Below are 25,996 nucleotides of genomic sequence, written 5' to 3'. Positions count from 1 at the left end.
TTTTTTATTTATATTCAATTACTTAACAGATAGTATTTCTACTTTGATATTAATTCCATTTGGTAATGGTACATCAACGGTATCACCAACCTTGTGATTGATCAATGCATTAGCCATAGGTGATTCGTTAGAAATCTTACCTGATAGTGGATCTGCTTCTACTGAACCAACAATCGTGTATGTTTCAGCTTCTTCATCGGGTAATTCTTTAAATGTAACAGTTTTACCTAGAGAAACTTCGTCACTAGCTGTATCTGCAACATCAATAATCTCTGCATTTTCAATCATCTTTCGAATGGTTTGAATACGACCTTCGACAAAGGCCTGTTCATCTTTAGCAGATTGATATTCTGAATTTTCTGATAAATCGCCGTAAGAACGAGCGATTTGAATGCGTTTAGTAATTTCTGGGCGTTGAACTGCGATGAGGTTGTCTAATTCTTGCTCCAATGATGTCTTGCCTTCAAGCGTCATTGGAAATGTTTTTTCTTCAGACATGTTATTTATCCTTTCAAGTACGCATTGACGCGTAAAATATAGCGTACAAAGCATAGCATGCTCAACAAGGAGTTGCAAGTATTATTTCATATTTTCAATGTAGGTGACGCTGACTTTTTCGATAGAATATATCTATTAGTAATAGCAGAATAGCGATAATAGAAAGTATGATACCTTCACGTAATAACGGTGGTGTATAAGTTAGCTTGATGTGGTGATGACCTGCTTTTGTAGGTATGGTAATGAAGTAATTTGCACTCTTCTTAATGGCGATAGCTTTGCCATCGACTTCAGCGTGCCATCCAGGCGCTGCAGGAATTGTCGTGAAAATAGTTGGTTTGCGCGTCGTCGTCGTAATGGTACCCGAAATTTGGCGTTCATTACGATGCGTTATAGTCAGCGCGTTAGATTTGATGTTAGCAACGTTATCTTGGAATTTTTTTGATTTAGAGCATATAATGTCACATTTTCAAGATTCAACTGCTGCTGGTTTTTGAGCTGAAAGGTTAGTGTTTGTGGTTTGTTTTTTACATTTCTTGCCAGATTAATAATGACTGTGTGTCGATAAGAGTCGAACTGTTTAATAACTTGATTGTTCAGCAAAATATTAAAATCACTAATTTTCATTGAACCACCGAGCGTGAGGTAGTAACTACCAGAAGACTGTGGTGTAAATGTTAAATCTAAACTTGCTGGTTGCTGTTTGTTTTGACGTCTAATTACAGCATTAGTGATAACATTAGGGGCGTTCACATTATGGCCAACCGCTGAAGTAAAGTTTACGGCTTGTATAATTGAATCTCCCGTTATGGATTGCCATAGATTATTTTGATTTTGAACGGGGCTGTTTGAGAGCATTTTAACTGATGTCACAGCCTTAGGTGCGGCGAAGGCAACGGGCAGACTATAAGGGTTTTGCCAAATGACATTTTTAGCTGTTACTTTTTTAAGCTTGTAGGCAGATGTATCTGGTCGATTAGCCATAATATGTGTAGTGGGGTCACCAGGCTGATTTTTATCTTTACCATTAGGTGAAACGATGTATTTCATCCCCAGCAGACTATCACTGAGTAATGTACCGTTACTATACAGCACATAATTATCACCCTCAGCTTGTCCGAAATGATTAAAGAATAGTGGCGTACTCTTGGATAAGGCTGAGCTGAAATGTGCCGCACCATAGAAGTCAAGCATCATCCCATCGCCACGTGTTCGTTCATATGTTTGTGCGACGCGATACCAGTTTTTATCTTGTTTTAAGACATTTGTGGCTTCTTGGAGTGCGTTAACTGTGCGCTTATATTCTGTGTTGGTTAAATAGGAAAAGTTATCCAATGTAAGCTTAGTATTAACACTTAATTCAGTGATAGTTAAGCAAGTGATAATGATGAGCCACAAATGGTCGTGTTGCTTGCGTGAGAGTTGGTAGAGCATGACAAGAGCTAATGCGGCAAACACTAAAATACTAGTGTGATTAATATAGTTAATGGTTTTATCTTGTTGCCAAGCATAAAGAATGATACCAGCATAGCTAAGCAATAAAACAAACACCGTTTTATAGGATAAGGACTCTGTTTTTTCCAAGCCATTGCGCCTAACCAAATCAAGAAAAAGCTAATCATAAAGCTGAAACGATAAGGATACCAGACGGGATATTGCATACCATGAAAAACCAATGTCAATGGTGCCCATGTTGTAGCTAAAATCAGAATCGATAAGAGACATAAGGCGCCTAGTTTAACGGACTTTGAGAAACGATGGCTGATAAAGAAAAGTAATGCAGTAATCAGAATGAGGCTACTAACGAAGATATTAGCGACGCCTTGTTGCATTTGATCAAAATTAAAACTACCAGGAATTAATTTGAAGAGCAAATGCAGCGGGTTGTTATCAAAACCATTGTGCCATGTTGATTGATACTGCGCTTTGCCCAGACGAAGTTGATAAAAGGTTGGTAGAATTAGCCAGGCACTTAGGCCACCAGCTACTAAGCTACCCATGATAAAATGACGAATTGTTAGCCAACGGGATTGTATCTGATTTGTCCAAGTTAAGCGCCAGATGAAATATAGGCAAACAAAGAGTGCAATCATATAACCAATATAATAATTACTAATAATAGTAGCAGCTAATATTAAACTATAGCGCCACCACTTCTTTTGTGTAAATAAACGTTCAAGATGATAAATTACCAGCGGTAGGAGAATAGCGGCGTCCAACCAGAGTAGATTGAGATCGTTTGCAATAAACCAACCGGATAATGCATAATTAATGGCAAATAGTAGCGTGCTGTAGCCATTTTGGAATTTTAATTTCTGAATAACCCAGCCAAAACTAAGGCCAGCAGCACCAAATTTTAAGACAGTGACAATTAGGATCATAGATGGTAATTGTTGTGGTGTGACAAGTAAAAAAGTAGATTAAAGGGGCTCATCAAATAATATGCCCATTCGCTAAGCATATCGCCACCTAGCGCATTACTAAATGAATAGAAGAAACTACTAGGATGTGCTAATAGCGTATGTCTAAACATTGCAAATTGATCAATATATTGTTGACCCAAATCAACAGTAAGAATGGAGTTAGTACCGAAAGGTGCCATATGGCGATAAGCAAAATAACTTATCATGACAATAAGTGGAATCCAGAAACAGAGTGCTAACGGCGATAAGATGATTTTTTTAATATTTTCAGCATAATAAACTCCTATTTCAAGTTACAAGTTAAGCATAACAAATCGCCATTGCTTATGGGGGTTTTTTAGCGATTTGCTATGACTTTGTGGTACACTAATTTGAGTGTAAAGTGCATTAGGGGAAGCTATTATTATTATGATGCAACGAAATCCATATTTAAAAGATAAGAACGGCAAACAAGACGCCAGAGTTAATTTACCGGCAAGACTCAAACTATTATTAGCAATCACTTTAACATTAATGATTGCTTTGATTTTACAATTGGCTTTTTTGACAATCAAACAGGGTGCTGATTTTCAAGCGGAAGTCAATCGTAGTGATGAGACTGTTGAGAAGGGGAATCAACCAAGAGGATTGATTTATGATGCCAAAGGTCAAATCATTACAGGCAATAAAGCACAAACAGCGATTACGTTTACGCGTGGTACAAATATGAATAGTGCCTCGATGCGTAAAACGGCAGTTGGCTTAGGTAAATACTTAACCGTTGACACGCAACGGTTAACAGATCGTGCTAGAATTGATTTCTATTTAGCCAATACAGAAAATGCCGAAAAGATACAAAAGATTGTTACGAAAGATCATAAAAAAGGTGAGACGTTAACAACGAGTGACGTTTTAAATAAAGAAGTCGCTTACTTAAAAGCCAATAAGTCGTTGTTGAACGGTCAGGATGATAACGAAGCAATGATTTTCCAACGGATGTCAGGAGCGTATCAGTTATCTACAACCTTTATTAAAGAAAGTGATTTAACATCTGTTGAATTAGCTAAAATTGGTGAACGGTTATCGCAATTCCCGGGTATTAAAATTGGTATTAGCTGGACACGACAGTATCCACAAGGTGAAGAATTTAAGTCATTAATCGGAAATGTTACAAACGAAGCAACGGGGCTACCAGAGAATCGTGTGAATACACTACTTGCACAAGGTTATTCTCAAAATGAACCTGTGGGTAATTCAAGTTTGGAACAAGCTTATGAGGCAACCTTAAAAGGCTCTGCTTCGCAAACTGTGGTTAAATCATCAACTGATGGTAGTTCAGTTGTTTCCAACATTAAATATAAAGGTCAGGCCGGCGATAATTTAAAGCTGACAATTGATGCTAAATTCCAAAAATCTGTTCAAGAAATTCTTGAAAAGAACATGCCTGATGGCGATACTGAGGGTGCTTATGCAACTGTCATTAATCCTTATACGGGTGGTATTTATGCCATGGCAGGTGTGGATCGAGATCACACAACGAATAAGCAAACAACTAATCCATTGGGAAATATTAATCATCCCATTGTCATGGGGTCAGCAGTTAAGCCTGCCATGCTTGCAACTGGTTTGCAGCATGGTGTGATTACACCAGAAAATAATACTTTAACAGATCAGGCAATTAAACTGTCTGGAACGCCTTCTATCACATCATATTGGAATAAGGCAGGAACACCGAAATCCATATCAGCTCAAACAGCTTTGGAAGTTTCTTCTAACACATACATGGTACAGCTGGCTATGATGATTGGTGGTCAAAAATATGTTTCGGGTGCAGCCTTGGGATTGAAATCAGGAACATTCCAAGTGATTCGAAATGGATTTGGGCAATTCGGCCTGGGATCAAAAACAGGGATTGATATTGTGGGTGAAACGGCTGGATATAAAGGACCCACTGATGGTAATTCAGACGGTAAGTTATTGTATGAATCATTTGGTAACTTTGATTCATATACCGTTTTGCAAATGGCACGTTATGTTTCTGCCATCGCAAATGGTGGTTACCTCGTTCAACCGCATTTGGTTGGTTCAATTACTGAATCAACCGCCAATAATGATCAACAAAAAACCGTATGGTCTTCTTCACCAACATTGCAGGGTCAAGTAAAATTGACATCTGAGCAATGGCGCGTTATTAAAGAAGGAATGCACTTGGTTGCCAATGGTTCTAGTCCATGGAACACGGGTGGCACAGACTTGCACAAATTATCACCAAAAGTGAATGCAAAGACAGGAACTGCCGAAACAACAACGAATGGTAACTCTACAGTTACGGAATCAGTTATTTTATATGTACCAGGGCAACCGATGGCCTTAGCACTAGCTATCCCAGGGATGAATAATTATTTGGATGGTACAGATACCAAAATTGCTGCAGAAATCGTGAACGCCTTTTGGAAAAATGTAATGAGTAAACCGAAATAAGGTTTCAATATTCACTGATTAATAGTTAGCAAGATTCGATGACATGGTAGAATATTATTATGGCAAAAAAACAAACAATGATTGAACGAACCTTGCTTGCGATGGCAGTTGGTGAAAGTTTAGCGTATTTACCTAGTAGCAAACAAGAGATATTAGTTCATCAACCTGACAATTTTACAGATCCTTTAAAGTGGGGCGCTAATACAAGTATGTCGCTGGCTACGGTATCCAGTTTGTCACGTGGTTATCAATTCAATGATGTGATGTTACGGTTGCAGAATTGGTATAAAAGACGGCAATATGCACCAGCACAAACTATCCAATCAATTGATGATGTTATTCAAAGTTCGATGCTTCGTTTCAGCAAAAATCGCGATTTACTAGCTAGTGGTGGTGTCGACGAAGCATCCAATTCAGATAGTGTTTTGGCGCGAATGATACCCGTTGCGTTGTATTTACATCATCGTTTTGGTTCTGCTTTTATTAACGATGAACGTGCGATGTTACTATTGCACCGTGTGGCTGGTTTGACGCATAATCATGAAGGTGCTCTGGTATCAGTTGGTATGTTAAGCTTGATTATTAGCCAAATATTAGACGGGAAGAATTTATTTGACTCGGTCGAAAATGGTTTGGCTTTTGGTTTTGAATACTATTCAAGACATCAGGTATTTGCGGGTGAACTGAAAGATTTTGATGCAATGAATTTGCCTGACTTTTCTAATAGCTCTGCTGCTGATTTTAAGTTAGACGGGCAGGCATCTAACACGTTAGAAGCAGTAGTTTGGAGCTTATTAAATAGCGAAAATTATCAAGATGCATTAAACAAAGCTTTGATGCATGGGCATGCGAATACCATGATTCCAACATTAGCAGGAACTTTAGCGGGTATTTATTATAAAGAAGATGAACAGCTGAATATAATTAGCCAGCAACTTGTTTCGAGAAAATTAATTATTAGTATTTCTCATTTGGCTAATCGTCTTGGCCGATTTAATTAAAAAGTTAAGCCTTAGGCTTAGCTTTTTAATTTGTTTTTGATTAATTGTGCTAGTTATCACAAAACAGATCTGATAAAATCAAATGAATAAAAGAGTGAAGAGAGAAGAAATATGGATATTCCAACTAACGCGCAGGTGTTACCTAAACGTGTGAAACGCGTTTGGTTATTAAAGCAATTAATCATCATGCTGGTGATTATTATTTGTTTAGTGGCAGCATGGTACTTTGCAATAAAAAGTATGCCCAACTTTTGGCAAAGATGGTTTCAAATCGTGGGAGGTGTGGCGGTTGTTATTTCAGTCATCCCCATGATACTGATACCTTACCGATATGCTTTTAATCGCTATTTAATGGCTGCTGAAAGTGTTGATATTTATCAAGGGTTCTTATTTCGAAAGGCTGAGTTAATCCCATTGAATCGAATCCAAAATGTACGAATTACGCAAGGCCCTATATCGCGGTTATTTCATTTAAACAATTTAACTATTGTGACGGCTGCACATAATTTTAGTATTAATTATATTGATAATCACACGGCGCAAAATTTACGTCAACGTTTAATTAATGCTGCATTGCAAGCACGCGAGGTAGCTGAAGATGAATAAGCGTCGTCGTCAACATCCGATTACAATTTTAATTGAATTAATAAGCTTGATTAAAGCATTTTTCTTCCCGATAATTATTTTTGTGATATTAAGGCATTCATTATCAGTTGGCGAAAAAGTACTAATTATGATTGGCTTTATTGTATTAAGCACGCTTTTTAATTTAATTAAATGGTTTTACTTTACTTATGAATTTAATGAGTCAGAAATAACAATTTATCATGGCATTGTGAATAAGCAACAAATTCATATCCCATTTGAACGTATTCAAACACTCACGCGTGAACAGCCCATTTACTTACAGCCTTTTGAATTAGTTAATTTACAAATTGATACTTCTGGGCAGGGTAAACCAGATGCAGTTTTAAAAGCAATCACAGTGAAGCAAGTCACAAAAATTGAGCAACAGCGACGTTTAATGCAAACGAAGGCAACAGATTTGACACAAAGTAGAAATGCAGAAGCATCAGAACCGTCAACTACGAAAAAGGCGCAACAGCATTCTGCACGTTACCAAATTAAATTTCGAGATTTATTCATTTATTCACTGACTTCTTTAAGTGGGTTTGGAATTGCTGGTGCAATGTTTGCGGCTTGGACGCAGTTTGATGACTTGTTGCCGAATCGATTTAAGACAATAGTCAATCAATTTCTATTACAATCATCATTTGTGCTCTTGGGTGTGTTGGGGTTGTTCGCACTAATTATTGCGACAATGATTGTGATGTTTAAAATCATCAATCGTTATTATCAATTTGTGTTGGTGCGTGATGGTCATCAATTGACAATAGCGCGTGGTTTATTGTCAAAGCATACCATGCAGTTACGGACATCAAGGATACAAGCCATTTGCGTGGCGCAAACATTGTTGCGTCGGCTATTTCGTTTACAAACAGTGACAGCAAATCTTGCTGCTAATAAAAAAGAAGATAGTGAAGATGAATCGCAAACGGTCATTGTTCCAGTAATTAAAACTAATCGTAGTCAGAAAATGTTACAACAGCTCTTACCAAATTTTAAATTTGATATACCAGTGCAGACCGATAGTCGAATAAAAGCTGCCTTGTGGTTGCGTTTACGCTTCATCTACGGTATTTTATTAGCAATTGTTTTATCAGTAGTTGTGGTTTTAGCTGTGTTGAGTCATCAATGGCAATGGCACATTTTACAACAAACAGAGGTGTTATCATTTATTGTCGTAATGATTATGGGTTTGTGTATTTTGATTTTGTCTCAAACATTGCTGTGGTCTCATGATCAAAGTATTGCTATAAAAGATGATATGCTGATGCTACAGACGAATCGCTTGTTTACTAAACGAACGTATTATATTAAGCGAGATCGTATTCAAGGTATGCAAACTAGAGCGTGGTATGGGTTGTTGAAACGACGCCAAGGCGCACATATGACAATCGTGATTCGTGATAGTGATGCGTTCCAACTTATTAAGGTATACTATATACAAACGGCTATCGTTGAAGATATTAAAACGTGGTTGCTTACTGATAAATAAATCATAGTATGAATTGACCAGCTTGCCTTATTTTTGAATATTTTATGTTCAGTTAAATAAAACACGGTATAATGGAAGTTATTGGATTATAAGGAAGCTGCCATCTTTGTCCAAAATTATGTTGTCTCCTCATTAATTGAGGACCAGATAATTAAAAAGAAAGTTGATGCTTTCGAGCATGTTAGAAAGATGTTGAATATTAAGCCAAAGTATAAGGCATATCTTATTGCCAAACGTATAATCGATATTGTATTTGCTTTATTGGGGATAATGGTGTTATCGCCAATTTTTGTCGTGATTTTTATCCTGCTAAAAGTTGATAGTCCGCATGCGTCTGTTATTTTTGCTCAGGAACGTGTGGGGCGATATGGTCAACATTTCAAAATTTATAAGTTTCGTTCAATGATTCCAAATGCTGAACAAGTTTTGAAATCTAATCCTGAACTTTACCAGAAATTTGTTGCCAGTGGTTATAAATTACCAACGAATGAAGACCCTAGAATTACTAAGTTGGGGGTATTCCTACGAAAATCTACACTAGATGAAATTCCACAATTTTGGAATATGTTACGTGGTGATATGAGTTTAGTTGGACCACGGCCAGTTGTTCAAGAAGAACTAAAAGAGTATGGTGATCGCGTTGATATTTTCCTATCTGTACGACCAGGCGCTTTAGGCTTATGGCAGGCGAGTGGGCGTTCATTGATTGAATATCCAGAACGAACGGATATTGAATTGGAATATGTTGCGAATGCAGGATTTTGGTACGATATCGGTATTGTGTTTAGGAATCTCATTGCTATATTTAAATCTAAAGGAGCATATTGATGCCTGACGAGAAGAAGCTGAAGGTTTCAGCAAAGTATATAACGAAAACCTTTGATTTGGGTAAAACAAAATCTGAAAAAATTCGTGCCATTTTAAACCCTTTAAGTAAGGGACCACAAAAATTTTGGGCATTAAAAGGCATTAACTTTGATGTGTATGAAGGGGATGTTGTTGGTATCGTTGGTGTTAACGGTTCTGGAAAATCAACGTTACTCAATATTTTGAGTGGGCTATTATTACCTGCTTCCGGCGAACTCACAATTAATGGTGAAACAAGCATGTTGACCATTGGTGCCGGATTACGTGGTAACCTGACAGGGCGCGAGAATATTCGTTTGAAGTCCTTGATGATGGGGCGCACAAACAAAGAAATCGATGAACAGATGGATGAAATTGTTGAGTTTTCTGATTTGGGTGACTTTATCGATCAACCGGTTAAAGATTATTCGTCTGGTATGAAGTCCAAGTTAGGTTTTTCGATTGCTGTCCATCAAGATCCAGACATTTTAATTATTGATGAAGCATTATCAGTTGGTGATCAAACATTCTCGCAAAAGGCGTTGGCTAAGATGAATGAATTCAAGGCACAAGGGAAAACGATTTTTTTTGTGTCACATTCCATGCGTCAAGTGCGTGATTTCACGGATAAAACCATTTGGATACAATATGGTGAAATGCGAGCAATGGGACCAACTGAAGAAATTGTTAAGGATTACGAAAAGTGGAATAGCTGGTTTAAAGGGCTTGGCAATAAAGAAAAGTCAGACTATCAAAAGCAACAAAAGGCAAAGCAAGTTTCTTTCAATGAACAAGAATTGGCTAAGCGAATTAGTAATGATGAACGATTGTCAGCAGAAGATAAACAGCGTTTAAGCACACATCTAGCAGTTGGTGATTATCTACCAGTAACATCATGGGTTGTTTTGGCAGCTGCAACGGTTGGTTTTTTATTTACTATTTATCAATATGTGATGTGGGGGTAATAACTGGTTATGAAAGAAGTTTGGCTTGTTTTACAAGAACAATTTAAATATGCACCTGTAATGGTGCGCTTGGCCAATTACGAGAAAAAAGCGCGTTACCAAAATCATGCGCTAGGTAATCTATGGTTATTTTTGAACCCGTTTATGCAAGTTGCGACTTATTGGATTGTTTTCGGACTTGGATTTAATTCTTCCAGTAATGTGACAGGCATTCCGTACATGCCCTGGTTAATCGTTGGTTTGGCTACATGGTTATTCATTAATACATCATTTATGGATACGACTTGGAGTATTTCAGCTAACATCTGGCAAATTGCTCGGATGAAGTTCCCGATGAGTATCATGCCGATGATGAGAACATTGATGAACTTTAATGCTTTCCTTTACATGTTAGTCATTGGTGTTGTGATGTCAGTCTTCTATGGCTTACCCGTCACTTTTTATTGGTTACAGGTATTCTATTATATGTTTGCTGCGTTTGCTTTCCTTTATGCATTTGGTATTTTTAATGCGACGATTACGGTACTAATTCGTGATTATCAACAAATTATGCAAACTGTGATGCGTTTTGTTTTCTGGGTATCTGGTGCGTTATTCTCAGTTTCAGATCGTTTTGGACATGGTCATGAACGCTTCGTGCGACTCTTAGAGATGAACCCATTTTATTATTTAGTAGATGGTATGCGTAATTCTTTCTTTGGACATCAATGGTTCTGGGAAAATACGTATCCAACGATTGCCTTTTGGTTATTTGTGATTATCATTTTATTCATTGGATCGCACTTACATTTGAAATTCCGTTCATATTTTGCGGATTTGGTATAAATTCATGACAGAAAAAATTGAAATTATGGTTGCGGCGCACAAAATAGCCCCCATGCCAGTTGCATCAATTTATACGCCGCTCCAGGTTGGGGCGGCTTTGTCATCTGAACATTTTCCTGAATATACATGGGACGATACGGGTGACAATATATCAATAAAAAATAAACAATATAATGAATTAACGGCTTTATATTGGGCGAGACATAATAGTCAAGCAGATATTGTGGGATTGGTACACTATCGACGATACTTCACTTTCAATCGTCAAAAAATTTGAATACTATATTAAGTGAAGCGCAATTACGTGATTTGTTACAACACGTTGATGTCATTGTACCTAAAAAAGACATTACTGGATTGAAAGCAGTGAATCGCATTATCGACATGCGCATCACGGGCAATCTTTAGATATACTGCGTGAAGTCATCCAAACAGATTATCCAGATTATAATGAGGCGTTTGAAGCCAATATGGCAAGCACGTCTGCGCACATGTTTAATATGTTGATTATGCGTCGTCAGCTCTTTAATGATTATGTGGATTGGTTGTTTGATATTCTCGATAAAGTAGAACACCGCTTATCACCAGAAGTACAAAATTGGTCAGTATATGAGCGCCGTGTTTATGGTTTCTTGAGCGAACGGTTGTTAGATGTTTGGTTAACTAAACATCAAATTAAATATCAAGAAGTCCCAGTTGTGTTTATGGAACATCAAAATTGGTTAAAAAAGGAACTAAATTTTTAGCACGCAAATTTGGTTTTGGTCGTGTACAATAGGTGCTGAGGTTAATTAAATGGAATTTAATACTAAAAACTATGATTATTTAATTGTTGGTGCGGGTCCGTTTGGGATGATTTTTGCATATGAAGCAGCCAAACGTGGTAAGCGCTCTCTCATTATTGAGAAACGCCCGCATATTGCGGGTAATACTTACACACATACAGAGCATGGTATTACAGTTCATGACTTTGGTGCGCATATTTTCCATACTGATAATAAAGAAGTATGGGACTATGTTCGTCAATTTGCGACATTTAATGGTTTCCAAAATCAAGTGATTGCAAATTATAAGGGTAGTTTATATAATTTGCCGTTCAATATGAACACCTTTTACGAAATGTGGGGAACGAAAACACCACAAGAAGCTAAAGATAAAATTGAAGAACAAAAGCAAGCAGCCTTAAAAGATTTAGGAGACCGCCAGCCACGTAATTTGGAAGAACAGGCGATTTCTTTAATTGGAACAGACATTTATGAAAAACTCATTAAGGGTTACACCGAGAAACAATGGGGTAGAAAGGCAACAGAGTTACCAGCTTTTATCATAAAGCGCTTGCCAGTTCGCTTTATCTATGATAATAATTATTTCAATCATCGTTACCAAGGTATTCCTGTTGGTGGATATACCCAAATTTTTGAACAAATGGTTTCTGATAGTAATGGGTTAATTGATATCTTAACTGATACAGATTTCTTTGATCACAAAGAAACATTGCTCAGTGAATTTCCAAGAATTATTTATACGGGTATGATTGATCAATTTTTTGATTATCAATATGGTGAACTTGAGTATCGTTCATTACGCTTTGAAAGTGAAGTTTTAGATAACGATAACTACCAGGGAAATGCTGTTATCAATTATACAGATGCACAGACCCCTTACACGCGGGTTATGGAGTGGAAACACTTTGACGGCTTGGCTGATGATGGTAAAACAATTATTACACGGGAATATCCGCAGGACTGGGATCGGACTAAAGAAGCTTATTATCCTGTTAATGATGAGCGTAATACACAGATTTACAAGCAATATGCTAAGATAGCACGTCAAACGCAGTCTAATATTTTGTTTGGCGGTCGTCTAGGTAAGTATCGTTATTTTGATATGGATCAAGTCATTAATGATGCATTGAATACGGTACGTCAAGAATTCAATATCCCTCAAGACTTTAATTTTGCTCATGATAAGATTGAAAGCAATCAATAAGGAGAAATGATGAAACGCATTATTACATACGGAACATTTGATATGTTGCATTATGGTCATATTAATTTATTGCGCCGTGCTAAAGAGATGGGTGACTATCTGATTGTTGCTTTATCAACTGATGAATTTAATTGGAACTCTAAACAGAAGAAAACATATTTCTCTTATGAAAAGCGGAAACAACTCTTAGAAGCTATTCGTTATGTTGATCTTGTTATTCCTGAAGAATCATGGGATCAAAAAGTAGCCGATGTTGATCTATATAAAGTAGATACTTTTGTAATGGGGGATGATTGGGCTGGACAGTTTGACTTTATTGCCAACGAAACTGATGCTGAAGTGGTTTACTTAGCACGGACACCGGAAATTTCAACAACTCAGATTAAAAAAGATTTGAATTCTAAAAATATGGCAACTGAACATGAATCAAAAGTGAACTAATGATATAAATCAAGTATAATGAAAAGGCGAGTGGTCGCCTTTTTATTATGCAAAAATTAATTAAACAAACAATCTATAAATGGCGGGATTGGCAGTGGCAACGACAGAATAAGTTAGCCTTGCAATCACCTGAAAATAAAGCGAAGCAATACTACGATAATCATTATGATGAGTGGCCATTGGATGAAAACGTGGCTTTGTATGATATGCGTGATGGGCAACAATTGAGTGATTCGCCCCGTGCTATCTTATTGCATTGGTTAAATAATAAACCAAAAATGCAACACATTATTGTGGCAGAATCCCAATATTTAACAGAAATACAAGCAACCTTAGCGTATTTAACTTTATCTGATAGGTCACAGATTCATGTGGTGATACAGTTTTCTGATGAACATATGCATGCCTTATTAACAGCAAAGTATGTTGTGACAAATGCAATGATTTTTTCTGATATCTTTGTTAAACGATCAGACCAGATTTTTATTAACACTTGGCATGGCACGCCATTGAAAAAATGGGATATGCGATGCCTGGTGGCGTAATGGGGTCTTGGAATGTATTGAGAAATCTGATGATGACAGATTACTTAGTTATGCCTAATGCTTATACGACAACTATTTTTCGTCGGGATTATCGTCTAGATAATTTATATCGCGGGCAACTATTAAATGTTGGTTATCCGAGAAATGATGTCTTAGTTAATGGCCTCAAGCCAATGCTTGAAAAAAAGGTTAGAGCATTAGTACATAGCCAACAAAAGGTTATCCTTTATGCACCAACTTGGAGCGGAGATGCGACAACTTTAACATCTAGTTATGAAGAAATACAAAAATATTTAGTTGTGCTAAAACAATTACAGCAGCAATTACCGCAATATGATATTCGTTTTAAGGCGCATCCTTATGTGTATCAATTAGTTGAAAGAGATGAAGCATTTGCCTCATATTTAGTACCGAATTATTTAGATACCAACGATGTATTGGCTATCACAGACATTTTAATTACGGATTATTCATCATTATTTTTTGATTATTTGATTACGCAACGCCCGATTCTATTCTTGGATCAGAATGCAGATTATCAGACATCAAGAGGAACGTATTTAGCTGATAATCAACTTCCAGGACCATATACACGGCAGGTAGAAAATATTGTAGATTGGATACACCATCTATCTGATATTCAAATAAAATTCAGTGTTCAATATCAAAATTTTTATCAACGATATGTGGCGAACGATGATGGCTTGGCTACTGAACGGGTGGCGACAGTCATTCAAAAGCAACCAGCAATACAACCCGTTAAGACAATACGCATGCTTATTAATGGTGAAGATTTTTCAGAATCTCAGTTTGATGATGGCATAGTGGCAAGAATACCTCAAAATGTGGATCAAAGTTTTGTCATCTATGAGCGACATTTGTTGGATAATTGGTATGGCTATCAGTTCTTTACACATGTTGATCAAGTCATGCCGAATAGTCGTATCTTTGTTAATAAATCACCGCAAGATAACACCTTATCCCCTGAACAAGCAAAAATTAAGGGCCAACGTATTGTTGGTAATGCTCATTTTGATATACTGGTAATAGGTCAGACGAATGCGTCTACCCATCAGAAGGCCATTATGATGTTGGCTGATCAGGTATTGATGCGTGCTAATACAAAACGCAGTGAGTGGTTATTAAATATTGGCTATCAACGCGTTTGGCATCATAATACTTGGGAGTTATGGCAACAAGAATTGACAAAGATTGATCAAACATTAATAGAAAAAGTAATAGGTGATGCATAATATGTCAAATTTGACAGTAACAGCAGTGATTGTGACTTATAACCGTCTTGACTTACTGAAAGAGTCCATCCAAAAAGTACTCAATCAAGACACGGATGCATTAAAGCATTTAATCATTGTCAATGGTGCTAGTACAGACGGTACTTTTGATTATCTGAACACGCTAACGGATAAGCGAATTATTGTTGAACATTTAGAACAAAACTTAGGTGGTGCGGGTGGTTTTAATTGGGGAATGAAAACGTTCTACCATAAAACACAAGATGATTTGGTTTGGGTAATGGATGATGACTCAATGCCCACGCGTAGTTCATTGAGCCGACTATTAGACATGTTTAACGAAAAGCCAGAGGCTGGATGGGGTGCTAGTAAGGTCAACTGGCTAGATGGTGAATGGGCAAAGATGAATGTACCAGCACCCGCTGATGGTGGTAAAACTGCTGTTTTTTATGGACATGATAATTTGGTTGAAATTAAGCATGCAACTTTTGTGTCAACAATTTTCAAAAGAGAGTTGATTGAAAAAGTTGGCTTACCTCAAAAGGAGTATTTCATTTGGGGGGATGATATTGAATTTACAGAACGTTCACATCGTACGATGCCAGGATATTTTGTGAGAGATTCTATTGTTATTCATGCTAGCAAATTAAATCCTAATCCCGGTGATATTGTGGGCGAGGTTCAAGAAGAACGGTTACCAAGATATATGTTAGAGTATCGTAACCGACTATTAACGTCGCGTCGTCGCCATTCAATGGTAAAGTACATTAAAACCCTTGGGCATGGTGGATTAGACTTCGTCAAAACATTATTTTTACCACGTGTTCAGTTTCGTGGTAAAAAGTTAAGGATTATTATTCGTGGCTCATTAAATGGATTTAAGTTTAATCCAGCGATTGAATATGTTGAAACAAAAGATAAGGGATAAGAGCGCTTTGGCGCTTTTTTCGTATAATAAAAAATGATGAAGACGATTACTAAAATTAGTACACAAAAAAACAGGGCCGATATAATGTTGATTTAAATGGGCATTTTGCCTTTGGTATTGCGGAAAGCGTTTTGGTGAAATATGGATTAGCCAAAGGACGTGAATTAGATGATGAAACCATTCAACGTATTAAATATGATGACGAAATTGCCAAAGCTTTACATGTTGCAGTTAATTATCTGGGGCATACATTAAGAACGGTTCATCAGGTACAAAAAAGTTACATGATAATGATGTTGATGTAACGATTCAAGATCAGGTTATTGCTAAGCTTAAAGAGCAGAGCTATTTAGACGATTTGAACTATGCAAAGCATTACGTTGCAACAAAAAAACATATCGCACCTAAAGGACCATTAGTTGTTGCTCAGGAGCTTAAACAAGCCGGGGTAACTGAGGATGAAATTGATATAGCACTACGCGATTATACATATGAAGAACAGCTAGCTATTGCTGAAAAGTTGGGTGCGAAGTTTGCTAAAAATTATCAACGCCAATCGTCACGTGCTAAGCAACAAAAGGTGATTCAAGCACTACTTAACAAGGGATTTTCTTATGATATTGCACAGATTGTGATTGAGCGTTTTGTCGATAGCAATAGTAATGAAGTCGAGTTAGATAATGTTATGCGTGAAGCAACCAAGTTATGGCATCGTTATCGACATGAGGTACCAAGCCAACGTAAATATCGAACCAAGAATAATCTATATGCTAAAGGTTATACCAGCGAATTGATTGACCAATCAATTGATAAGTTAATGCTTGATGAAAGCTAACATTTGGTTGTGAGTTCTGGTACAATAAAATAGGACTTCGATGTCAAAAGAGCAGGTAGAATTATGAGTAATGATGAACATTTTCGCGGACCGCGTGAGGGTGATTATATTACGATCAAAAGCTATAAGCACGACGGCTCATTACATCGAACTTGGCGAGATACAATGGTGCTAAAAACCAGTGAGCATGCAATCATTGGTTTAAATGACCACACATTGGTTACAGAAGATGATGGTAGGCGTTGGGTAACACGCGAACCTGCTATTGTTTACTTCCATAAGAAGTATTGGTTTAATATTATTGCAATGATACGCGACAATGGTGTCTCTTATTATTGTAATTTAGCCTCACCTTACGTTCTTGATAAGGAAGCGTTGAAATATATTGATTACGATCTCGATATTAAAGTTTTCCCAAATGGGGAAAAACATTTGTTAGATGCTGATGAATATGCTGTCCACAGCAAAAAATGGCATTATTCGGCAGATATCGATAAGATATTAAAAGCACATGTTAAAATTTTAGTTGATTGGATTAATCATGATATTGGACCGTTTTCTCAAGGGTACGTCGATGTGTGGTATGCACGGTATCAAAACCTGATGCAGGAGCGGTCACAAGATCGTTAATATCAAGTAAAAGCACGAGTTAGCTCGTGCTTTTTTGTATGATTTTGCATATGTTATGATAATAACATTGCATTATTAATGGGAAGAGAGAAATTTGCATGAATCAAATCGTTAAAGCTGGACTATCTTTTAGTACAACTTGTTTTTTGCGCTAGCGGGAGCGTCAGTTGCGCACGCAGATAATTTGAATGTTACAACGCAGCAAGATGATAAGATGGTGTTTATTAATCAAATTGCACCTGATGTTCGAACAATATCACAGCAATATCAAATTTATGGCTCTGTTCAATTAGCACAAGCCATCTTGGAATCGAATTATGGTCAGAGTAAATTAACACAGAGCGGTAATAATTTTTTGGTATGAAGGGCGCTTATAATGGTCAATATTTGAGCTTTCCAACCTTGGAGGATAACGGAAAAGGTAAGTATACTAAAATACAGGCGAAATTCAAAAAATATCCTAGCTTTTATCATTCATTAGAAGATAACGCACGATTAATTCGTAATGGCTCAAGTTGGGATAGCTTATACTATGCAGGTGCTTGGAAAGAAAATGCGTCGACATATAAAGAAGCAGCTAAGGCGTTAGAGGGAAGATATGCGACGGATACACGATATGCCGATAAAATAATTCGCGTTATTAATATTTATAAATTAGACCAATTAGTTGATGTTCAATATAAAACGATGCAATCAGTGATTGATACTAACTATACTGCGCTGATTACTCAAGTTAATCGAAATGATGGCTTATATTGGAGCGGACCATATATGACCTCTGCACAAAGTGTAAAACGTGATGATTCGGCATCTAAGTATCGTGGTACCACCGTTCGTGTAGTGAAAGAAGCTATGGTAAGTCAGAGTAGATGGGCAAAGGTGCTGTTAAATAATCGTGAAGTTTGGATAGATAAAAATGGTTTGCGCCCACTCAATCAACTAGCTAATACGCGTTATGTTAATTATTATGCAAAAATTAATCAAACTATGCGTAATGATGGACTCTACCGCTCTGGTCCGTATAATACTTCGGCAAATACGGCAGTTCGTGATGATAGTGCTAAAAAATATCATGGTTATCGAATCCGTGTGGTAGCAGAGACGGACGTTAATGGTAAAACAAGGTGGGCAAAAATAATGCTTCCAAATCAGCAGACCTATTGGATAGATAAAAACGGATTGAAATAGCGTATACTGAAGCGATTTTGAAATTATGGATTATTAGGTACACGGTCTGCTTTTGATTGCTGATATCTTCGTATGGTATAGAATTTGTTTTTATAATATAGACGGATTACTCATAACAAAGTTATAATGAATATTGTATGTTATCAGTTACTTTTAGTATCAAAATAGGGCTGATAGCTATTTTTGCGAATTCATTTCACTTAGAAATTTAACAATGAACAATTAGATATCTATATATAGAAATAGTGAGTGTATCCTATTATGTTAGAAGTACAAAAAGATAAGTTACCAAAAGTAACGGCAATAGTTGCAGCTTATAATGTTGAATATTACATAGAAGAGACTTTAGATTCTTTAGTGAATCAAACATATCCTAATCTAGAGATACTTGTGATAGATGATGGTTCTAGTGATGATACTTTAAATTTAGTTAATTATTACGCTTCAAAGTATTCACAAATAAAAGTAATGACGCAACAAAATTCAGGAATTGCTAGAACTAGAAATAAAGGCATTATGGTAGCAAATGGTAAATATATTACCTTTGTGGATGGTGACGATGTTGTGCCAAAAAATGCCTATGAAAAAATGGTAGAGAGCTTATTAATATCTGATTCAGATATGGTAAGCGGTTTTGTTAAGCATATTAATTCAACACACACCTATCCAGCTGGCATGTTTAAAGTAGCCATTAAAGATACGGTTCGTCAAACAAATATTCGACAGCATCCTGAATTAGTTTATGAAACTACTGTATGGAATAAGATGTATCGGCGTGATTTTTTGATTGATCATAATATTTTCTTTCCGGAAGATAGAGCGTTTGCGGAAGATATTCCTTTTACGATGATGGCTCATATGACTGCGCGTACTGTAGATATTATTAGTAACACGGTTTATTTTTGGCGTATTCGTGATCGTGGAGATGTTTCTGCAACTCAAGATCGTGCCAATCTCGACTTCTTTGATCAAAGAATAGAAATGTTATTGTTAGCTAGAAACATCATTTTATCTAAATCTGAAACAGATAATGTATTGAAATCTTTTGATTTTAAGTTGTTTGATCATGATTTAAACATTTATTTACAAATGTTTGAGAATAGATCGGAGAGTTTTTTACTCAAGTTCCATCAACGTATTGTACGTCTTGTAAGACAAGTAGGTGAAGCATCTATTAAAACAATGCCCTTAAATAAGCAAATTTATTATTTTGCTTTTTTAACGCTGATTTCACAACATATAGGCGATACATCAATAGAAGATTGGACCAAACACCTCTTGAATTAGTTAAGGGGCATTTACAAATAAAAGATAGTGCATTATCTAAAGATATTTTAAGCCAAATTTCTTTATACAATGCGCTTTTACCGCACTATTTACTAACTGATGTGTATTTTGATGAGGAAAGTAGTAATGCTGTTATTAAAGGAGAATGGTTCTTAGAGGGTTTCCAAGACATCACTCCAAATTCTGAAGAAATACATGCGCGAATCGTGAATATCGATAATCATCAATCTGTAGATGTGGAGATTATCCGTGGTAAGCGTTATGAACGTAAGGGATTGCGATACATTAAGCGTTTTGATCCGTTTACTATTAATTTAGATTATCAGAAAATTGCTCATGTGATTAGCTCGGGTAGATGGAAGATAAAATTAACTAATCGTATTGGTGAGGCAACATGTGAAGAATTTGTTGGCAATCCATTATCAGCTAAGACTCAGAAATTTTCTAAAATAGAAGAAGCGTCTAGAATCTCATCATCATTTAATCATTCGTGGGAATTAGTGCTAAATGTTGCTGATAAAGTTGATATCCAGAACGAAAAAGATAAGATATTGATAAGTGTTGATGCAATTCAATATAACCATCAGAACATTCGTATTGTCTTTTCTACGAATAAGACAGTTTCATTATTAAAGATTATTAGTAGAAAATCCAATGACATATCAGAATTGGAAAAGTTGGATGATAATCAGTATGTTTGGGAAACAACGGTTAACGATGCTGATATGACTTTTGATCACATTAGCAATTTCAGTATTGAATCGGATAATAATAAAACATTATTGTTATCTAGAACAGATGTATCAGTTACTGAGCAAAATGAAATATTGACACTATCCAGCACGGTAAATAATCATTTTAATTTATTGTTAAATACAAATAAACTACTTGTTGATAATGGTTACTTTAAGAAAAATAAATTATACCTTCAATTACACGACGTTGTTAATGTTAAAAATGTAGTTGCTGTTAACTCAGATGAAGAAGTTACTTTACCGATTCAACAAAATCATCATAATATTATCGTTCAACTTGATACATCAAATGGTGATTATGTACTACAAAATATGAATTATGACTTATATTTAAAAGATGCACAAAGTAAGATGTACGTATTACATTTAGATAATGTGATGATTGATTTTACTAAAGAGCATCGTTACAAGCACCAAAGGCACGTAATTTGGCGAAGTAGAATGGGAACATTGAGGATTAAGTCTAATATAATTTGGCATTTATTTTGGGACAAAACACCGCGTCGTCGTAAATTTACAGAATGGGTATTATATCCACTGATGCGTTTGTTACCGCTCAAAAAAAATATTTGGGTATTTGATAGTTATTGGTCTAGCAAGTTCAGTTCAAATGAAAAGGCGATTTACGAATATATACAGGAAAATCATCCAGAGATTAAAAATATTTGGATATTTAATGATCCTAATGTACCTATTACTGGAAATGGTAAGAAAGTCAGAAAAGGTAGTATTGAGTATTGGTGGTACATGGCCCGTGCTAAGTACCTTGTACAAAATACGAACTTCCCTCAAAATTATGTAAAACGTGTAGGACAAATCGAAATTGAAACATTACATGGAACATTTATGAAAACCATGGGGTTTGATGAACCTAATTTCAGATTTGCATCAAGATGGACACAGGAACGTTTTGCACAACGTAATGAACGATGGGATTATCTCGTTTCACCTTCAAAGTTTATGGATAAAGTTGCCCCTGAGGCCTTTCGTTATCAACATAAAGTTTTGCATACTGGTTTTCCTAGAAATGATCAATTAATAAAAATAACAATCCCTCATCAATTGGTAAATTAAAGCACAAATTATCGTTACCGTTGAATAAAGAAATCGTACTATATGCACCAACTTACAGACAAACTAATGGTTTTGATTTTCAAATTGATTTAGATGAATATGTAAAAAATTTAGGTGACAAGCAAATCTTGTTAGTACGTTTGCATTATTTTATTGCGAGTCAACTAGACCTGAGTCAATATGCTGGTCAAGTTATTGATATGAGTAGTTATCCTGAAATAGAGGATTTATATTTAGTAAGTGATATATTAATAACGGATTATAGTTCGGTAATGTTTGACTATGCTATGCTTCATCGACCAATGGTCTTTTATGCTTATGATTTAGAGTGGTATACAAACCCTAAAAATAGGGGAACATATTTAGATTATGTTGATACAGTACCTGGTCCTATTGTTAAGACTAATCAAGAATTGATGGAAGTTTTAAGTGATACTACGAGATTAAAGCAATTTGATAGACAAAGGCTTCAAAAGTTTTATGAAGAATTTACGACGTATGGGCAAACAGGTAATGCTGCACAAGAGGTTGTTGAGCAGGTATTAAATGGTGATATTGAACCTAGTAGCCAAGTATATAATCAACATGCATTTCGAGATGCTATTTGGAAACTATTACAAGTGAAAAAACCATTCATTACGTTACTAAATTATTGGTCCAAAAAGTTAAAACGTGATGAAAAATTGGTGATTTTTAGTAGTTTTGGTGGCACACAAACATCGGATAGTCCCAAAGCTATATTTGATATGATGAAAGCTAAATTCCCTGACTATAAATTGCTTTGGCTAGCTAAAGATAATCAATATCAATCGTTATTTAAAAAAGAAGGCTTCAAAACCTTATCTATGGAACAATATCGTAGTATACGTTTGTTAAGTAAGGCAAAATATTGGGTAATAAATGATGATTTCTTATCAGGATGGCAACCGCCACAAGATATTGTTGTTTTGCAAACAGGACAAGGAACATCTCAAAAGTTAATTGGTGCTGATATTAAGAAAGTGATTTCGGCTGGGAAAACTAGAAATAACTACGTGAAGGAAATATTAGCTAATGCTAGTCAATGGACTTATACATTATCGAATAGCACTTTTGCGTCACAGCAAAAAATATCAGGATATCAATTAGAAGAACATCAAGTTTTTGCTACAGGGTATCCCAAGAATGATGTATTAATTCGAGAAAAAGATAATACTAATTATCAAAAGCAATTACGCCGACAGTTTAATATTGATGATAGTAAAACTGTCTTTCTTTATGAGCCCACTTGGCGGGATGATGATGCTATTAGACATGGCCATTATCAAGCAAAAGTACGTTTTGATATAGAGGATTTACAGCGTAAATTTGGTGATAGAATACAGTTGGTTGTTAAGTGGTCCCATACATTCGATGAACTACCAGATTTATCACAATATCATGATTTTGTGATAGATTTGTCGAGCGAACAAGATACTACAAAACTATATCTATTAAGTGATGTATTAATAACAGATTATAGTGCTGGTATTTTTGATTTTGCATTGCTAAACCGTCCAATTTTGAGATATACACCCGATTTTTCTAGTGTTAGTAATAACTCTGGGTTAATAGATGATAATTTATTACCAACTAAATTAATGACATATGATAGTTTGTGTGATGCCATTGATTTAGTGATTTCTAAGGATACTCATGACTTTTTACCAACACGAGAAATGAAAGATAAGTATCTCACATGGGATACAGGTAGAGCTACTGAAAACGCAATAGATTTACTGTTAGGTCGGCTTTCTAATAGTTGGGTTGAAGAAGAAAGTGATAACAAATTAAAGCGTGTTAAAATAATTGATGGTGCCGTGCAGTGGTCGTGGAACACAAGTGATTTTTGTGTTCAAGGTAATTTTAATAGTAGTAACAATGATTTATATGACGTTATCAAGACTAAAGTACAAGTTTCAGAAATGAATCATCAGATACTTTCCGGGCCATATCTTTTAGTTAGATTACCTAATCAAGATAATAAATGGGTGTTGCTTGAAGAAACGTATGATATGAATTAAAAATATTAAGGTAATCAAGATGGCTGAGTAGTGAGTAAGCAATCATACAGTATTTGTGTAATAAAATAGAATACACTGTTATCCTGAATCAACTTTGGATGATAGAAACGGAAAATGATTAATAATGTTTAAAAATTTAAAGAATAAGGAATTATTATTTTTATTGGTAATAATTTTAGTAAGTATTGTATTCATCTTTTTTCGCGTGAGATATGATTTTTTTCGGGTATTAACGATTCAGTTTTTCATGTGAGTCGAGTATTTGAAATTAGAGAGTCATTTCTAAATGGTCATATACCGGGATGGACAAATATATATAGCTTTTCACATACAGGGCAGGCTATATCAGGCATGTATCCCGATTTTACATTATGGCCATTTATATTGGTTACATCGTGGCTATCACCAGTGCATCAATGGCAATTAATTCTAGGTTTAGTGATGATAGTGACCTGGATTATTCATGCCAGAGCTTGTTACTTGATAACTAAAAATATTAAAGAATCTATTCTACTTGCTTATGTTAGTTCATTTTCAGGTGTTACATTGTTATCTTTTCATTATGGACAATTAGCCTCAGGTATAGCTTATGCATTATTCCCATTATTGATAGTGTATTGTATTGAAATCCTTAAAAGTACTCAATTTAACTATAAGTTATCATTGTATTTTGGTATTACAATGAGCTTAATTGTTTATTCGCATGTTATATCAACAATTATTGCATCTACTGTTTTGATAATTTTATGTGTCGGATATCTATGGAAGAATTATTTTGATAATATCGGTATGATTGTCAGACATTTACTATCTGCTATAATAATAGTGCTTATCTTAAGCTCACCTATATTATATAGAATAGTTTATATATCGAAATCTGGCCTTTTACCACCAATTAAATTACCTTTCTCAGAGTATCCGTATACAAAAGATTTATTAGATATTTTAACAACTTCGCTAGTATCTCGATGGGATACATATATTTCGTTAAGTATTTTAGTCTTATCAATATATTTATTCAGTCATTGGTATATTACTAATAAAGACACAAGACTACTTTTAATGCTATCAATAAGCATACTCATACTGGGTTCTCAAATTTTTCCTTGGGTATTTTTGAAAGATACACCGATTGCATTAATTCAAGCCCCAACTTGGCGATTTTTACCATGGTTTAGTGTTTTCATTATACTAGCTATGGCTTATCTTTTAAGAGATAATAAAAAAGTGGATTTTACTCATAAATTGTTACTTATTCTATCCGTTATAACATTCTTATCTTTCTTGGGAAACACAGAAAGAATAGATAAAAGTATGTTATCCAAACCAACGTATATGAAAAAACATTTTATACTTCTACCAAGATACAAAGTAGAATTAAATTTTCGAATGAGAATATCGAAGCTCTCAATGGTATTAGAGCTTATTTTGATTATGCTCCTAGAGTGGCAGGGAACAATAAAAAAAATCCCTGGCAACCTAGTAAGGTTGTGATGAATACATATCGACATATTGGGGAAAATAACGATAAGAAGAAAGTATTCAAAATATTACCAACTACTAATCAAGAAATTAAATTAAAAGTAAAAGATGTAAAACGTGGTACGTTAACTATTCCTATCTGGAATTATAGTTCGTTAAAGTATAATGTTAAGGTTAACGGTAAACAGGTTAAGTATTCAGCGACCCCACATGGAAATATAGCAATCAGTCTTGATCAAAATATAAAATCAGCGGTTATCTCGGTCCATCATCTTACACCAAGAACTTATATTGGATTAGTTATTTTTATAGCAGTACTATGGGGAGCACTTATTTTGATTTATCTCATTAATTTTTTTCGTAATCATTTTAAAAATAATTTAATGAGGCATAGTGCTAAATAAATATTT

20 protein-coding genes and 4 pseudogenes are annotated in these 25,996 nt (G+C 35.5%); 22 read left to right on the top strand and 2 right to left on the bottom strand.

From position 1 onward, the window contains the following. Positions 1-18 precede the first annotated feature (18 nt). Together greA and LEUFL_RS11650 are read right to left on the bottom strand one after the other, a co-directional pair. Entirely contained in the window at positions 19-498 is a 480-nt protein-coding gene (gene greA / locus LEUFL_RS0105355) for a transcription elongation factor GreA (RefSeq protein WP_010007983.1), read from the bottom strand. Between the two features lie 94 nt (positions 499-592). Then, positions 593-3,127, bottom strand: a pseudogene (locus tag LEUFL_RS11650) (YfhO family protein). Between the two features lie 205 nt (positions 3,128-3,332). On the opposite strand from LEUFL_RS11650, the gene LEUFL_RS0105345 reads away from it, so the two are divergent. The 22 genes and pseudogenes from LEUFL_RS0105345 to LEUFL_RS0105240 all read left to right on the top strand — a co-directional run bounded on the left by LEUFL_RS0105345 (position 3,333) and on the right by LEUFL_RS0105240 (position 25,990). Then, complete coding sequence (locus LEUFL_RS0105345) at positions 3,333-5,381, top strand: penicillin-binding transpeptidase domain-containing protein (RefSeq protein WP_029508673.1); 2,049 nt, start codon at positions 3,333-3,335, stop codon at positions 5,379-5,381. 59 nt (positions 5,382-5,440) lie between these two features. Further along, positions 5,441-6,382 carry an ADP-ribosylglycohydrolase family protein gene (locus tag LEUFL_RS0105340; RefSeq protein ID WP_010007981.1) on the top strand — a complete coding sequence of 314 codons (942 nt, stop codon included), beginning with the start codon at positions 5,441-5,443 and terminating at the stop codon, positions 6,380-6,382. A 111-nt stretch (positions 6,383-6,493) separates the two neighbouring features. Continuing rightward, positions 6,494-6,988: a PH domain-containing protein gene (locus LEUFL_RS0105335; RefSeq protein WP_010007980.1), complete on the top strand. Its 495-nt coding sequence runs from the start codon at positions 6,494-6,496 to the stop codon at positions 6,986-6,988. Then, positions 6,981-8,501, top strand: a complete 1,521-nt coding sequence (locus LEUFL_RS0105330) for a PH domain-containing protein (RefSeq protein ID WP_010007978.1) — start codon at positions 6,981-6,983, stop codon at positions 8,499-8,501. Before LEUFL_RS0105335 ends, LEUFL_RS0105330 begins: the two co-directional genes overlap by 8 nt. Positions 8,502-8,693: 192 nt before the next feature. Further along, on the top strand, positions 8,694-9,329 hold the full coding sequence (locus LEUFL_RS0105325; protein WP_029508672.1) for a sugar transferase: 636 nt from the start codon (positions 8,694-8,696) through the stop codon (positions 9,327-9,329). After that, positions 9,329-10,312: an ABC transporter ATP-binding protein gene (locus LEUFL_RS0105320; protein WP_010007974.1), complete on the top strand. Its 984-nt coding sequence runs from the start codon at positions 9,329-9,331 to the stop codon at positions 10,310-10,312. Before LEUFL_RS0105325 ends, LEUFL_RS0105320 begins: the two co-directional genes overlap by 1 nt. A 9-nt stretch (positions 10,313-10,321) precedes the next feature. Beyond that, positions 10,322-11,137, top strand: a complete 816-nt coding sequence (locus tag LEUFL_RS0105315; RefSeq protein WP_010007972.1) for an ABC transporter permease — start codon at positions 10,322-10,324, stop codon at positions 11,135-11,137. 4 nt (positions 11,138-11,141) lie between these two features. Beyond that, positions 11,142-11,915: pseudogene (locus tag LEUFL_RS11645) on the top strand (DUF4422 domain-containing protein). Positions 11,916-11,932: 17 nt separating this feature from the next. Next, complete coding sequence (glf, locus tag LEUFL_RS0105305; RefSeq protein WP_010007971.1) at positions 11,933-13,126, top strand: UDP-galactopyranose mutase; 1,194 nt, start codon at positions 11,933-11,935, stop codon at positions 13,124-13,126. Between the two features lie 9 nt (positions 13,127-13,135). Next, positions 13,136-13,567 (top strand): glycerol-3-phosphate cytidylyltransferase, encoded by a 432-nt coding sequence (gene tagD / locus LEUFL_RS0105300; RefSeq protein WP_010007970.1) that lies wholly within the window; start codon positions 13,136-13,138, stop codon positions 13,565-13,567. A 47-nt stretch (positions 13,568-13,614) separates the two neighbouring features. After that, positions 13,615-14,112, top strand: a complete 498-nt coding sequence (locus LEUFL_RS0105295; protein WP_029508671.1) for a CDP-glycerol glycerophosphotransferase family protein — start codon at positions 13,615-13,617, stop codon at positions 14,110-14,112. 29 nt (positions 14,113-14,141) lie between these two features. Next, the gene (locus tag LEUFL_RS0105290) at positions 14,142-15,365 is read left to right on the top strand and encodes a CDP-glycerol glycerophosphotransferase family protein (protein ID WP_373419072.1); all 1,224 of its coding nucleotides are present in this window, start codon (positions 14,142-14,144) and stop codon (positions 15,363-15,365) included. Position 15,366: 1 nt separating this feature from the next. After that, positions 15,367-16,293 carry a glycosyltransferase family 2 protein gene (locus tag LEUFL_RS0105285; protein WP_010007969.1) on the top strand — a complete coding sequence of 309 codons (927 nt, stop codon included), beginning with the start codon at positions 15,367-15,369 and terminating at the stop codon, positions 16,291-16,293. Between the two features lie 36 nt (positions 16,294-16,329). After that, positions 16,330-17,128: pseudogene (gene recX / locus LEUFL_RS11640) on the top strand (recombination regulator RecX). A 63-nt stretch (positions 17,129-17,191) separates the two neighbouring features. Then, complete coding sequence (gene ntdP, locus LEUFL_RS0105275) at positions 17,192-17,758, top strand: nucleoside tri-diphosphate phosphatase (RefSeq protein WP_010007968.1); 567 nt, start codon at positions 17,192-17,194, stop codon at positions 17,756-17,758. Positions 17,759-17,972: 214 nt separating this feature from the next. Beyond that, positions 17,973-18,355 (top strand): annotated as a pseudogene (locus tag LEUFL_RS13530) (glucosaminidase domain-containing protein); the annotation flags it as partial. Positions 18,356-18,445: 90 nt separating this feature from the next. Continuing rightward, positions 18,446-18,946: an SH3-like domain-containing protein gene (locus LEUFL_RS13525; protein ID WP_373419075.1), complete on the top strand. Its 501-nt coding sequence runs from the start codon at positions 18,446-18,448 to the stop codon at positions 18,944-18,946. Positions 18,947-19,207: 261 nt separating this feature from the next. Continuing rightward, the gene (locus LEUFL_RS0105260) at positions 19,208-20,233 is read left to right on the top strand and encodes a glycosyltransferase family 2 protein (RefSeq protein WP_010007963.1); all 1,026 of its coding nucleotides are present in this window, start codon (positions 19,208-19,210) and stop codon (positions 20,231-20,233) included. After that, positions 20,209-22,062, top strand: a complete 1,854-nt coding sequence (locus LEUFL_RS12455) for a CDP-glycerol glycerophosphotransferase family protein (protein ID WP_010007962.1) — start codon at positions 20,209-20,211, stop codon at positions 22,060-22,062. Before LEUFL_RS0105260 ends, LEUFL_RS12455 begins: the two co-directional genes overlap by 25 nt. Before the next feature lie 20 nt (positions 22,063-22,082). After that, positions 22,083-24,104 (top strand): CDP-glycerol glycerophosphotransferase family protein, encoded by a 2,022-nt coding sequence (locus LEUFL_RS11630; protein ID WP_010007961.1) that lies wholly within the window; start codon positions 22,083-22,085, stop codon positions 24,102-24,104. Positions 24,105-24,353: 249 nt separating this feature from the next. Next, entirely contained in the window at positions 24,354-25,598 is a 1,245-nt protein-coding gene (locus LEUFL_RS0105245; RefSeq protein ID WP_141557413.1) for a putative glycosyltransferase family protein, read from the top strand. Continuing rightward, complete coding sequence (locus LEUFL_RS0105240; protein WP_010007959.1) at positions 25,598-25,990, top strand: hypothetical protein; 393 nt, start codon at positions 25,598-25,600, stop codon at positions 25,988-25,990. Before LEUFL_RS0105245 ends, LEUFL_RS0105240 begins: the two co-directional genes overlap by 1 nt. Positions 25,991-25,996 lie beyond the last annotated feature (6 nt).

The organism is Leuconostoc fallax KCTC 3537 (assembly GCF_000165675.1).
Taxonomy (GTDB): domain Bacteria; phylum Bacillota; class Bacilli; order Lactobacillales; family Lactobacillaceae; genus Leuconostoc_B; species Leuconostoc_B fallax.
Note: the sequence above shows the minus strand (reverse complement) of the source record. Positions and strands in the feature narration are given on the sequence as shown.

What these genes read in the sequence shown, in the direction of transcription:
- greA (WP_010007983.1), bottom strand. Translation starts at nt 498, where the DNA reads ATGTCTGAAGAAAAAACATTTCCAATGACGCTTGAAGGCAAGACATCA.
- LEUFL_RS0105345 (WP_029508673.1), top strand. Translation starts at nt 3,333, where the DNA reads ATGCAACGAAATCCATATTTAAAAGATAAGAACGGCAAACAAGACGCC.
- LEUFL_RS0105340 (WP_010007981.1), top strand. Translation starts at nt 5,441, where the DNA reads ATGGCAAAAAAACAAACAATGATTGAACGAACCTTGCTTGCGATGGCA.
- LEUFL_RS0105335 (WP_010007980.1), top strand. Translation starts at nt 6,494, where the DNA reads ATGGATATTCCAACTAACGCGCAGGTGTTACCTAAACGTGTGAAACGC.
- LEUFL_RS0105330 (WP_010007978.1), top strand. Translation starts at nt 6,981, where the DNA reads ATGAATAAGCGTCGTCGTCAACATCCGATTACAATTTTAATTGAATTA.
- LEUFL_RS0105320 (WP_010007974.1), top strand. Translation starts at nt 9,329, where the DNA reads ATGCCTGACGAGAAGAAGCTGAAGGTTTCAGCAAAGTATATAACGAAA.
- LEUFL_RS0105315 (WP_010007972.1), top strand. Translation starts at nt 10,322, where the DNA reads ATGAAAGAAGTTTGGCTTGTTTTACAAGAACAATTTAAATATGCACCT.
- glf (WP_010007971.1), top strand. Translation starts at nt 11,933, where the DNA reads ATGGAATTTAATACTAAAAACTATGATTATTTAATTGTTGGTGCGGGT.
- tagD (WP_010007970.1), top strand. Translation starts at nt 13,136, where the DNA reads ATGAAACGCATTATTACATACGGAACATTTGATATGTTGCATTATGGT.
- LEUFL_RS0105295 (WP_029508671.1), top strand. Translation starts at nt 13,615, where the DNA reads ATGCAAAAATTAATTAAACAAACAATCTATAAATGGCGGGATTGGCAG.
- LEUFL_RS0105290 (WP_373419072.1), top strand. Translation starts at nt 14,142, where the DNA reads ATGATGACAGATTACTTAGTTATGCCTAATGCTTATACGACAACTATT.
- LEUFL_RS0105285 (WP_010007969.1), top strand. Translation starts at nt 15,367, where the DNA reads ATGTCAAATTTGACAGTAACAGCAGTGATTGTGACTTATAACCGTCTT.
- ntdP (WP_010007968.1), top strand. Translation starts at nt 17,192, where the DNA reads ATGAGTAATGATGAACATTTTCGCGGACCGCGTGAGGGTGATTATATT.
- LEUFL_RS13525 (WP_373419075.1), top strand. Translation starts at nt 18,446, where the DNA reads ATGCAATCAGTGATTGATACTAACTATACTGCGCTGATTACTCAAGTT.
- LEUFL_RS0105260 (WP_010007963.1), top strand. Translation starts at nt 19,208, where the DNA reads ATGTTAGAAGTACAAAAAGATAAGTTACCAAAAGTAACGGCAATAGTT.
- LEUFL_RS0105240 (WP_010007959.1), top strand. Translation starts at nt 25,598, where the DNA reads ATGAATACATATCGACATATTGGGGAAAATAACGATAAGAAGAAAGTA.